Origin of the sequence: Maribacter sp. R86514 (assembly GCF_044597005.1) — a bacterium.
Classification (GTDB): Bacteria; Bacteroidota; Bacteroidia; order Flavobacteriales; family Flavobacteriaceae; genus Maribacter.
On the sequence record NZ_CP138999.1, the window covers coordinates 571690 to 584348 of the forward strand.

Annotated in this window: 11 protein-coding genes; 7 read left to right on the forward strand and 4 right to left on the reverse strand. The window is 37.1% G+C overall.

The window, feature by feature from the left end; genetic code table 11:
- The first annotated feature begins 13 nt into the window (after window positions 1–13).
- The 7 genes from SJY30_RS02325 to SJY30_RS02355 all read left to right on the forward strand — a co-directional run bounded on the left by SJY30_RS02325 (window position 14) and on the right by SJY30_RS02355 (window position 9273).
- Entirely contained in the window at window positions 14–1330 is a 1317-nt protein-coding gene (locus SJY30_RS02325) for a TldD/PmbA family protein (protein ID WP_396634010.1), read from the forward strand.
- A gap of 96 nt (window positions 1331–1426) precedes the next feature.
- A complete protein-coding gene (locus tag SJY30_RS02330) occupies window positions 1427–2047 on the forward strand; it encodes a DUF4159 domain-containing protein (RefSeq protein ID WP_396634011.1) in 621 nt (206 codons plus the stop codon).
- Between the two features lie 12 nt (window positions 2048–2059).
- The gene (locus SJY30_RS02335; RefSeq protein WP_396634012.1) at window positions 2060–3064 is read left to right on the forward strand and encodes an AAA family ATPase; all 1005 of its coding nucleotides are present in this window, start codon (window positions 2060–2062) and stop codon (window positions 3062–3064) included.
- A gap of 22 nt (window positions 3065–3086) precedes the next feature.
- The gene (locus SJY30_RS02340; RefSeq protein WP_396634013.1) at window positions 3087–3986 is read left to right on the forward strand and encodes a DUF58 domain-containing protein; all 900 of its coding nucleotides are present in this window, start codon (window positions 3087–3089) and stop codon (window positions 3984–3986) included.
- A 1-nt stretch (window position 3987) separates the two neighbouring features.
- The gene (locus SJY30_RS02345; RefSeq protein WP_396634014.1) at window positions 3988–5292 is read left to right on the forward strand and encodes a BatA domain-containing protein; all 1305 of its coding nucleotides are present in this window, start codon (window positions 3988–3990) and stop codon (window positions 5290–5292) included.
- A gap of 23 nt (window positions 5293–5315) precedes the next feature.
- Entirely contained in the window at window positions 5316–7529 is a 2214-nt protein-coding gene (locus tag SJY30_RS02350; protein ID WP_396634015.1) for a tryptophan-rich sensory protein, read from the forward strand.
- The gene (locus tag SJY30_RS02355) at window positions 7522–9273 is read left to right on the forward strand and encodes a hypothetical protein (protein ID WP_396634016.1); all 1752 of its coding nucleotides are present in this window, start codon (window positions 7522–7524) and stop codon (window positions 9271–9273) included. The genes SJY30_RS02350 and SJY30_RS02355 overlap by 8 nt, the downstream gene beginning before the upstream one ends.
- A gap of 14 nt (window positions 9274–9287) precedes the next feature.
- Here the strand turns inward: SJY30_RS02355 and SJY30_RS02360 are convergent, their stop codons facing one another.
- From SJY30_RS02360 to SJY30_RS02375, 4 genes are all read right to left on the reverse strand, one after another.
- Window positions 9288–9701, reverse strand: coding sequence for a DUF6691 family protein (locus SJY30_RS02360; protein ID WP_299800204.1), 414 nt, complete (start codon window positions 9699–9701; stop codon window positions 9288–9290).
- 1 nt (window position 9702) lies between these two features.
- Entirely contained in the window at window positions 9703–10263 is a 561-nt protein-coding gene (locus SJY30_RS02365; protein ID WP_396634017.1) for a YeeE/YedE family protein, read from the reverse strand.
- 66 nt (window positions 10264–10329) lie between these two features.
- Window positions 10330–11349 (reverse strand): cytochrome d ubiquinol oxidase subunit II, encoded by a 1020-nt coding sequence (locus SJY30_RS02370; protein WP_396634018.1) that lies wholly within the window; start codon window positions 11347–11349, stop codon window positions 10330–10332.
- Window positions 11346–12659: a cytochrome ubiquinol oxidase subunit I gene (locus tag SJY30_RS02375; protein ID WP_396634019.1), complete on the reverse strand. Its 1314-nt coding sequence runs from the start codon at window positions 12657–12659 to the stop codon at window positions 11346–11348. The genes SJY30_RS02370 and SJY30_RS02375 overlap by 4 nt, the downstream gene beginning before the upstream one ends.

Consider the following 12659-nt stretch of genomic DNA (forward strand, 5'->3'; position numbering starts at 1 on the left):
AAAAAGAACAACAATGGCAATTTATACAAAAGAAGAAGCAAGAAAAATATTGGAGAAAGCATTGAGCTTTTCCAAAGCCGATACCTGCGAGATAAATTTAAGCGGTTATAACAGCGGTAATATAAGATATGCACGAAATACGGTATCTACATCTGGGTACAGTTCCAATCAAAGTTTGGCGGTACAATCTAGTTTTGGTAAAAAATCAGGTACGGCAACTATTGATGAATTCGATGATGCATCATTAGAAAAGGTAGTAAGAAGAGCCGAGGAATTGGCGCAATTATCTCCTGAGAATCCTGAGTTTATGGAACCTTTAGGTCCGCAAATGTATGATGAAGCAATTACATATAGTGAATCAACTGCCAATGTAACTCCGGAATATAGAGCAGAAGTAGCGAGCAGCAGTATTGTTCCTGCAGCTGCAAAAGATGTTACCGCAGCAGGTTTTTTAAATGATTCCGCTGGTTTTAATGCAATGATCAATTCTAAGGGATTGTTCGCTTACAACCAATCTACAGATGTCGATTTTACGGTAACCATGCGTACCAATGACGGTACCGGTTCTGGTTGGGTTAAAAGAGATTTTAACGATGTAGATAAGTTCGATGCTAATGAAGCTGCAAAAACAGCAATTGACAAGGCAATATTATCTAGAGAAGCAAAAGCTATAGAGCCAGGTAAATATACAGTGATATTAGAACCAGCTGCATCGGCAGATTTGTTGCGTAATATGTTTAGATCATTAAATGCACGTTCTGCAGATGAAGGTAGAAGCTTTATGTCTGCACCAGATGGTAAAAATAAAATTGGGGAGAAAATAGTTGACGAACGCGTTAATATTTATTCAGACCCATTGAATCCGGAAGTGCCTACAGCAACTTGGAACGGCGAAGGGCAACCAATTAAAAAGACAAGCTGGATTGAAAACGGAGTTGTTAAAAACTTGGCTTATGATCGTTTTTGGGCGAAAGAGAAAGGTGTTGAGCCAGTTCCTTTTCCGTCTAACGCAATTATGACCGGTGGCGATGCAAGTTTAGAAGAATTGATCAAGAGTACCAAAAAGGGAATTCTGGTAACACGTTTATGGTACATACGTAGCGTTGACCCGCAGACCTTATTATATACGGGACTAACAAGGGATGGAACGTTTTACATCGAGAACGGAGAAATTAAATACCCTGTAAAAAACTTCAGGTTTAATGAAAGTCCGATCATCATGTTAAACAATTTGGAAACCCTTGGGCAACAAGTACGTATCAATGGTAATCTAATACCATATATGAAGGTTCGTGACTTTACGTTCACCAGTCTTTCAGATGCCGTATAAATGACATTATGAATATCTAAACTGGTTGTTTGTGACACGTCACGACAACCAGTTTTTTCTTTTTTCTATCGGAATAAAAACACAAATCAATTGCCCTTGAGTAACGAATTTTTCTTCACGAGATTACAGTATGAGTCCGGCGATTGGGATGTGGATCAACGTATGCCTTCTAATTTGTTGAATTCATTGGTAGAGTACACTACATTAAAAGTAGACACTCAAGAAAAGATAATCACCCTCGCCAGCGATGATATTTTTAAGAGTCCGTTTTGCTATATCTCAGGACATAAATTGGTGGAGTTCACTAAAAAGGAACAAGAGAATTTTGAGAAATATGTGCGTAACGGAGGTTTCGTTTTTGCAGATGATTGCAATCATGATATAGACGGATTGTTCGCTAAATCTTTTGAACGCCAAATGGAAGAAATATTTGGTCCTTCCGCATTAAAAAAAATACCCATCGACCACGAAATCTATACCATATTCTTTGACTTTGAAGACGGTCCGCCAACCACATCACAAGAGCTGAACGGCTGGGGAGATGATTTGGTGCATGATTATTTAAAGGCAATTGTCATCAATGGAAGAATAGGGGTGCTGTATAGTAATAAAGATTACGGCTGCGAATGGGATTATGATTTTAGAAATAAACGTTGGTATAAAATAGACAATACACGGTTTGGGGTAAACATCGTCATGTACGCCTTAACCTCATAAACGCATTTTTGAATGGATAAAGAATTACAACGTATTGCAGATGAGGTGGAAGTGCTTTCCAGTAAATTGAATGCTTTAAAGCAAGAAATAGGAAAGGTGATTATCGGTCAAGAAGAAACCGTATCGCAATTATTGATTACGTTTTTAGCCGGTGGTCATGCTTTGTTAGAAGGAGTACCCGGTTTAGCAAAAACCTTAATGATCAGAACTTTGGCAAATGCCATCGATTTAAAGTTTAAACGTATTCAGTTTACACCCGATTTAATGCCTTCGGATATTATCGGTACAGAGATATTGGAAGAAGACCATACCACAGGCAAAAAGTTCTTTAAGTTCAATAAAGGACCTATTTTTTCCAATATTATCCTGGCGGATGAAATCAACCGTACTCCACCGAAAACACAGGCGGCATTGTTAGAAGCGATGCAAGAATTTGAGGTTACTTACGGAGATAAAACATATCCTTTAGATAAACCGTTCTTTATTCTAGCGACACAAAATCCTATAGAACAATCGGGAACCTTTGTTTTGCCGGAAGCACAACAAGATCGTTTTTTACTATATATAAAAATTGGATATCCTACTCAGAAAGATGAGGAAACAATATTAAAGGCAACTACCGGAGGTATAAAAAAGAAACTGAATAAGGTTATTTCTGGTGATGATATTGTACGATTGCAGCAGTTAGTTCGCGAAGTTTCTATAAGCGATGCACTCATCAGTTTTGTGAGTGATATGATTCGTGCTACAAGACCGGAAACCACAACAGATTCTTATGTTAAAGACTGGGTAGATTGGGGCGCAGGTCCGCGTGCAGGTCAAGCAATGATCTTAACGGCAAAGGCTAATGCATTGTTATCAGGTCGGTTATCGGTTACGTTAGACGATATTAAAAGTGTAGCGTTACCAGTGCTTCGCCATAGGGTGTTGGTGAATTTCAGGGCAGAGGCAGAAGGCATAACTTCAGATAAAGTAGCAACGCATTTATTGAACACAATTGAAATAAAAGGCAAATAAACAACGCTCCATTACCTAGTACATGGCAAAACAGGACTATCACGATTTATTAAAACCAGAGGTCATCAATACGGTTGAGGGACTCTCCTTGATATCACGAATTGTGGTCGAGGGCTTTACGTCTGGTTTAAATAGAAGTGCAAGTGTGGGTCCTGGTATGGAATTCAGTCAGTATAGAGGTTATGAACCAGGTGATGATTTACGATTGCTGGACTGGAAAATGTTGGCACGTTCGGGCAGGTATTACATTAAACAGTCAGAGATAGAAAGTCAGGTAACCATTAAGTTTATTGTCGATGCCAGTGCTTCAATGCTGCATAAAGAAAAGGATTTGTCGAAGGTTGATTTTGTACGTCTCTTGGTGGCTACACTAGCATATATGGCTCATAAGCAAGGAGATGCTGTTGGTCTTTTCGCACTCAATGAAAATGATGTGGTCAGTATTTACCCCAAGGCAGATAAAAAGCATTACAACAGATTGCTGCTAGAATTAATTAATCTTTCTAATTCTGGTAAATGGCCAGAAACCCATATTTCTAATAAACGCATTCCGAATAGAGGAGGAAAAGAATTGATTTTCTTTTTAACCGATATGTATGAAACAGGTGAGGAGATTTCAAAGTTTATCAAAGGATTAAAATCTGCCAGAAATGAAGTTGTGGTACTACAGGTGATGGGATCAGCTGAAATGGATTTTAATTACGGTCCCAACATCACTTTCGAAGATTGGGAAACAGGGGCACGAGTAAAAGTAGATACCGAAAAAGCTAAAACAGCATATTTGGCTGCCCTAGAAAGTAGATTGAAAAAGGTTAAAGAAGAATTACTTTCAAATGGTATTGATCACCATGTCTTTCGTATGGATGCACACTTGGGTGAAGCATTACTATTATTTTTAAAACAACGTAAACGACTCGGTTAATATGTCATTCGCACAACCTTCATATTTATGGGCTTTATTGGGACTTTTGGTTCCGATAGCCATCCATTTATGGAGTAAAAAGCAAGCGAAAACTATAAAAATTGGTAGTGTTCAACTGCTATCAGAATCAAAATCAAGACAATCTAGTAGTATACAATTAAACGAATGGTGGTTGCTGCTACTGCGTATGGCAATTATTTCGCTGATTACTTTGGTCATGGCAAAACCGCATTGGAAATCAAAGGTAAACAACAGCAAACTGACCTATATTATTGAACCTGAATTAGCAAAGAATGAAAATTTCATGGCTCGTTTTATTGATTTACAGGCAGATCAAGAGATAAGATTGTTACAATCAGGTTTACCTGAAAACGATATTAAATATGCCAATTCAGAAGATTTTAAAAGTGCCGATTACTGGTCGTTAGCATCAGAAATGAATGCTTTGCAAACAGATAGTATTATTGTTTTTACCCATGGATATGCAAAAGGATTAAAAGGAGCTAGGCCAGAAACCAATCATGATATCAATTGGATAGTTTTGGATTCGGCTCAAACTGTTGAGAAGCCTTTATTAGCATATCAGACTGAGGAAAGTGTTACCATATTTACAGCTAGCAATAGTTCGGTGATTTCAAAAATAGCAAAGAAGAATATTGAAATAGGAGATGCATACCAACTGACATCAAATGGTGATAGTTTACAGGTTTCAAGTTCAAGCTCAAGTTTAAACTCAGTAAAAGTCCCTTTAATTCAACAATCTGCTTTAGAAGTTTCTTTGGCTTACGCCGATAGTCTAAGTACCGATAAAACCTATATTGAAGCAGCATTGGAGGCTTTATCGATTTACTTGAATAGAGAAATAAAAGTCGAAAGTTTTTTAGATAGCGAACTATTGGAGAATAAGGAAGCGGATTTAATGATTTGGTTGAGCACTAAGCCTGCTCCAGTTACAGCTCGAAAGACACTTATATTTAAGAACGATTCCATTTCTAATTCACTAATAACAAATGGTGAAAATGAAAGTACATTTTATATAACAGAAAGAATCACGACAGAAAATGCAGTCTCCGGGCGATTAACAGAGAACCTACTAAGCATTTTAGATGTCGATGAAGAGCTACGTGAACTACAAGCTAATGCTGATATTCGTACAGTTGCCGAAGCAGATTTAAAAACAAATTTTATTGATAATAAAGAATCGAAAACACACCAAGCCAGCTGGAATCTGAATCCGTATTTATGGATTGTTCTGCTAGTATTATTGATTGTAGAACGCTTTGTGGCTTATAAACGAAAACAGTAATGGAATCAGGTAAACTACACTTGATGAAATTTCACAGGCGATGGCAAATCTTGTCATACGCAGAAGCTGCCTTGTATGCTGTAGGTATTGCTGTTCTTTTCTATTTAGTATCGAAAAATCTATGGCTTGGCGTTTTAAGCTTTGTAGTTGCGGTAGTCGCAGTGCTTTTTATACAGAAGCCTTGGAAACATAATTTAGCTACCACAAGCACTTATATAGATGCACATGTAGATGAAGCATCGTTTAGTACGGGACTATTGTTGCAGCCAGAAGATACATTATCAAATCTCGCCAAATTACAACGCTATAAAGTATCAGAAGAGCTTAGCAAAAGGCTAGGTGCTATTCATCCGCCTAATAAATTAAAACAGGCGCTAATGGTTACGCTAGGGTTGGTATTACTTGGTATTGTGGTTCAGAAATTAGACTTGTTTAAAAGCGTAGAAAGCGTTTTAAGGAATGCTACTAACGAAACACAATTTCAGTTTATAGCAACAGATAGTATTAGTGAGAAGTCCATCATTCCAAAAATTTCTAGTCAAGATATTAGTGTTACTTATCCATCCTATACACGAAAAGGAACTATTGTGGTAAGCAACCCAAATATTAAGGCAATTGCTGACGCTACAGTTCAGTGGTTGTTGAAATTTGATAATCCTGTTCATGAAGTCTACCTAGACCGCATGGGGGAACTAATTCCGTTGCAAAAAGGTGAAAACGGGTATCGTATTAAGCAAGTATTGTTAGAATCGGGATTTTATAGTTTCAAATTCAAGAATGAAGACGGTATTGAATTTACATCAGATTTATTCTCGTTGGAAGCGATACCAGATAATCCTCCAGAAATAGAGATTTTAGGATTGGAGCAGTACACGTATTTTGATTTTTCTGATAAAAAGGTGGTACAACTGCAAAGTGCAATTACCGATGATTACGGAATTGACGAAGCTTATATCATAGCAACTGTAAGTAAAGGATCGGGAGAATCGGTCAAGTTTAGGGAAGAGAAATTGAATTTTAAGGAAACCATTTTAAAAGGAACGAAATCAATACGAGCAACCAAAACACTGGATTTAAATGCCCTGAAAATGGAAGTAGGCGATGAGCTCTATTTCTATATCGAAGCCTTTGATGAAAAACAGCCAAAACGAAACGTAGCACGAAGTGAAACATATTTCGCTGTAATTAAAGATACTGTTGGTGAGCAATATGGTGTGGAAGGAACTTTGGGCGTAGATCAAATGCCCGATTATTTTAGAAGTCAGCGACAGTTGATTATCGATACCGAGAAGTTGATAAAAGATAAACCGAGCATTACGATGACCGAATTTAAGTCGAGAAGTAATGAACTGGGGTTTGACCAAAAAGCGTTGCGCTTAAAATATGGTCAGTTTATGGGCGATGAATCTGAAATGGAAGAAGCTCCAGAAGGGATCGAAAGCGATGAAGAAGGTGAGGACCATGATCATGCTGAAGATCAAGAAAATGTAATAAAAGAATTCATGCATGACCATGATGACGATAACGAGCATAACTTGGTAAAACAGCATGAACATCATGAAGAAAATGATCCCGAAGAAGCAGAAGATCCATTACACGACTATCTTCATAATCATGATGATCCTGAGGAATCTACTCTGTTTGAAGAATCTTTGAAAACAAAATTAAGAAAGGCATTAAGCATTATGTGGGATGCCGAATTACACCTACGATTAAACGAGCCAGAAAAGTCATTACCATTTCAATATGAAGCTTTAAAATATATTCAAGAAATAAAAAACAGTGCTCGTATTTATGTACACAGAATAGGTTTTGATCCACCACCAATAAAGGAGGACAGCAGACTTACCGGTAAAATAAAGGATATTAAAAATTACAGAAAAAACGAATCTCAAGAGGTGGAAAGTCCTTTTGAAGCACTTGAGAATGCAGTTGCTCGCTTAGAACAGTTCATTCAGCAAGAAAGCACTTTTAATGAGGCTGATAATTCCCTTTTTGCAGCTGCAGGCAATGAATTGGCTCAATTGGCTATACTTAACCCAAGTAAGTATTTACAAGTGTTACAGGGTTTAAAAGGAATTGAAAATAATACGGAGCGTACAATGGCTAATTATAAATTCGTACAAAAGGGATTATTAGCAGCTTTACCCAAAACACCACAAATACCTGGGGCTAAAAAAGAGTATACAGATGACATCAATTCATTATTTCTAAAACAACTAGAGGTGTATGATTGATGGATTCTCATTTTTGCAAAAAGAGCTCATGATCCCCATCTTACTTGGCGGATTAGTAGTTTTTAATAGCTATGTTTGGAAAGAATGGAAGACTAAGCATAGTGGTCGGTTTGTAGTAAATACTATTGTTGCTTTAATAACCGTCTTGGCATTGGCTGTGTTAATTCTAGAGCCTACACAAGAGGTGGAAATTAATGATAGTCAGGCAGTAGTGTTGACCAATAATTTTGATGGGATAATAAGAGACAGTCTTTTAAACCGTTATGAGGGAATAAAGGTTTTAGATTATAATCCTAAAAAATCGATTCGTAAAGAGCTCGATTCACTTACCAATGTTATTGTACTAGGTGATGGTGTAGAACCGTATGATTTTTATTTGTTCGATAGTATTCCAACTACCTACATTCCTAATGCTGCTCCAATGGGAGTAACACAACTGAACTACACGGAACAGCTTGTATTAGGTGAAGAATTAAAGGTTTCTGGAAGTTATTCTCAACCAATTGAAAAGTCATTTTTAGTACTACAAGATTCAAGGAATAACGGGTTAGACTCTATTCAGATTACTGAAGATAAGAATGCGGATTTTAACCTGAAGACTCGTCCAAAAGTAGCTGGAGCTTATGTATATCAATTCGCTGTTAAAGATAGCACAGGTGTTGTTTTAGAAACGAATCCGTTACCTATAGAGGTGATGAGAAAAGAACCGTTACGGGTTTTGATTTTAAATACCTTCCCCACGTTTGAGACCAAATATCTAAAGAATTTCTTGGCTGAATCTGGCCATGAAGTTATTGTTAGAAGTCAGTTGACAAAAGGGAAATATAAGTTTGAATATTTCAATACGCCTACGCTACCTATATATCAGTTTACCAAAGAGACCCTTAAAAATTTTGATATTGTAATTGTTGATGCTGAAACATATACGGGTCTTGGAAATACTATTAGAAAAAGGTTTGAAACAAGTATTGAAGAACAAGGCTTAGGACTATTTATTCAACCAAGTGATTTTCTGTTTAATAGTCGAAACAACGATGCTTATTTTAATTTTAAACGTGATAGGATGAACACTGTGAAATTACCAGTTTATGCTGCAGAAACAGAAAAGTACCCGTATAAGTTTAATGAGCAATTATTAGTAGAGTCAATTCATTTAGGCGGAGCATCAAACTTGGCAGCGTATAGACAAATAGGAAATGGTAAAATTGCAACAACAACACTATTAAATAGTTATCAGCTTTTGTTGAATGGTAAAAGTGAAGTATACCATGGTGTTTGGACCACCATTTTAGATAAGATTGCAAAGAAGAAAGGGCAGGTAGTTTCATGGCAATCCAATACGAAATTTCCTAGAATAGACGAGCCATTTCAATTTGAGATTCGAACAAATTTAGAGGAGTTCGGTATTATAAATAAAGATAGTATTTCGGTATCGCTTGTTCAAAATGTATTGCTGCCTAGTCACTATTCAGGTACTGTTTATCCGAAGAAAACAGGTTGGAATTCAATGCAAGTTGAAAATGATAGTACGAACTTCTCATACTATGTTTTTGAACATAAAGATTGGAAAGCTTTAAAAAGTACCGCGAACATAGCAGCAAATAAAAATCAATTCGAAAAAGAAACTCTAAAAAACAGGACGGTTGTTGTGGACCGTCCTGTTTCTCTACTAGTATTTTATATCCTCTTTTTATTAGGGGTAGGGTGGTTATGGCTTTCACCAAAATTATCCGCCGAAGGCTAAATCACTTTATTAATTTAATGAGGTAATTTATTTTTTACCAATCCGTAAACGAAAGTACCTAAAAGAGCTCCACCAATAACAACCAGAATAGAGTAGTAGCCAGCACCTACAAGTACATACATTGGTCCGGGGCAAGCACCAGCTAATGCCCAACCTAATCCGAAAATAATACCACCAATTAAATAACGGGCAACACTTTTAGTTTTAGGGTGTAAATTCATCTCATTACCACCAATCGCTTTTATCTTATATTTTTTGATGATTTGCACACCGATCACTCCAATAACAAGGGCAGAACCTATAATCCCATACATATGGAAAGACCCAAACTGAAACATTTCATAAATACGAAACCACGATGCAGCTTCAGATTTATACATGATGATACCGAAAAAGATACCTATGGTCAAATAACTTATATATTTCATATTAACTGAATATTAGAGGGAATAACAAGTGAATCATGACTAGACCACCAATAAAGAAACCGATAACGGCAATTAGGGAAGGCAACTGTAAATTACTTAATCCGGATATGGCATGCCCACTGGTACAGCCCCCAGCATAACGAGCACCAAAGCCCACTAAGAATCCTCCAATAATTAAAACAGCCAACACAAAAGGGTCGCTAAGGTTTTCTATTGCAAAAAGCTCCGTAGGCAAATAAGCCTCGCCGGCACTTTCAATTCCGTAATCAGTTGAAAGTTGTTGCGCAACATCAGGATTTATAATAACCGTGTTATTGGACATGAATTGAGAAGCGATAAAGCCGCCAATAATAGCACCGATCACAACAATTAAATTCCATCGTTGAGCTCTCCAATCGAACTTAAAGAAATCGGAGTATTTGCCTGCACCGCCAATGGAACACATGGTTCTAAGGTTAGATGACATGCCAAATTGCTTACCTATATATAATAAGATAAACATAGTTAGGGCAATTAAAGGTCCTGCCACATACCACGGCCAGGGATCGTATAGTAAATTCATAGAAATAAATTAAAATGCAAAGAAATGGAATAAAAAAGACTTGGTAGGTAACTAATGTTACAGAAACTAACGCTCTAATATTTTAATTAACTTAAAAGATTTTAATAAATGGAAGAGACCGGGTATGATTAAAACACCACCAATTAGAAGTGAAATTCCTAAAACATTCATAACACTATCAGGTACAGGTTGTTCAAGAATACTTATGCTTCCGGTCGTGGTGAAAAGAATGTTTGGGAAATGCGTAATAGTTGCTGCAAATAGGATTAAGAATATTTGGAGTCCCGCTAATGTTCTAGATATAATTCTTCGTCCCGTTTTAATACTCTGCCACAAAGGGAACAACAAAATTCCGGATAAAATAATAGCAGAAATGGAATATATATTTCCAATAAAATTTACCACAAAGGCAATGTTTGTAAAATACCCATAGAGTAATGTAATAAAACCTAAAGAAACTACGACAATGGTGGCAATAGAGGCTTTTCTCATGTACATGGTCTTACTAAAGTCGTCTACCTCACCAATAAGAAAAACGGAAGCCAAAAATGCACAGAGGGCAGCATAGAAAAAACCGGTTAAAATTGAAAAAACATTCAACCAAGAGTGTACATAAACTTCCAAAAAACTATGTTGCTCCATTTGCGACGGATTGATAATATCTCCACTGACCACGCCGCCCATGGTAAGGCCTAAGAATATTGGCGTAACTAGACTTGAGGTTTTAAACATCCAATCATATAAAATTTGTGAACTGTCTTTATACGCATCATAATAACGAAAAACAAACGCCACGCCTCTAAGGGTTATACCCAGTAACACCAAGGTCAACGGAATATGTAGTGCGAGCACTAAAATGTTGTAGTAATGGGGGAAGGCAATCCATAAAATCACGATCAATATGATAATCCAAATATGGTTTGCTTCCCAAACGGGCCCCATAACTTGGTATACGGTCTTTTTATTAATGGCTTGGTTTTCCTTTGACGAAAACAATTCAATGATTCCCGCACCAAAATCTGCACCTGCCAATAAAACATAAAGAAATAAAGAAACAGCAAGAAAAGCTAGTACAACGTATATCATGCTTGATCAATTTTAATACTGTTCAAAAATTTAATTTGTCTTGCCATTAACCAAGTAACCGCAATTGTTAATATGGTGTAAACGGCAATATATGTGTACAAGCTGAATACGATACCTGGCATTGGGGTAACGGCATCTTTGGTTTTCATAATATTATGAATGATCCAAGGTTGTCTACCAACTTCGGTAACGATCCAGCCAGCTTCAAGAGCAATGAAACCCATGGGGGCAAGTAAGGAAAATAAGAGCCAAAATTTTGGCAGATCAAACCACGATTTCTTTTTGAATTTAGCTATGAAAAATATAATACCAGCTAGCATTAGAAGCGAACCCAAACCTACCATGGTCTGAAAAGCGTAATGAACCATGGCAACGTTAGGTTGCTCATCTTTAGGGAAGTCATTCAGACCTTTTACTTCGGCATTAAAATCTCCGAAAGCAAGAAATGATAGCGCATTGGGAATTTCTATTTTATAATTAACTTCTTGTTTTTCGCTATCTACAATTCCGCCAATGTAGAGCGGAGCTCCTTTTTTGGTTTCATAGTGAGCTTCCATTGCAGCTAATTTAACGGGTTGTCTTTCTGCAATATCCTTGGCTGATAAATCGCCACTTAAAGGTTGTAAGATAGCAGCAATGGCTGCAAATGTAATTGCTATTTTAAATGCCTTCTTGTGAAGCTCAACATTCCGTTTTTTATATACTTGATAAGCATGAATACCGGCAACTGCAAATCCGGTTGCGGTAAATGCTGCCAAAGTCATGTGCAAGGCTTGTGTAAACCAAGCAGGATTCAACAGCGCTTTTACAGGGTCAATATTCAAAAATTCTCCATCGATATAATCAAAACCAGATGGGGCGTTCATCCAAGCATTGGCAGATACAACCAGTATACCAGACATTACGCCAGAAACACCTACAATAATTCCTGTAAACCAATGAAATTTTTCAGGTATCCTTTTCCATCCGTAAAGGTAAAATCCTAACGCGAGGGCCTCCACAAAAAATGCGGCACCTTCAAGAGAAAATGGCATACCGATAATCGGTCCTGCATGCTTCATGAATTCTGGCCAAAGAAGACCAAGTTCAAAGGAAAGAGCAGTGCCAGATACTGCACCCGTGACAAAGAAAATGGCAACACCTTTTTGCCAAGACTTCGTTAAGGTCAGGTAAATTGGATTACGCGTATTTAACCATTTTTTATGCGAAACTACCATGAAAAATGGCATCACCATACCAATACAGGCAAAAACAATATGGAAAATAAGAGTGAACGCCATTTGTAATCTTGCAGCATCTATATTTTCCAT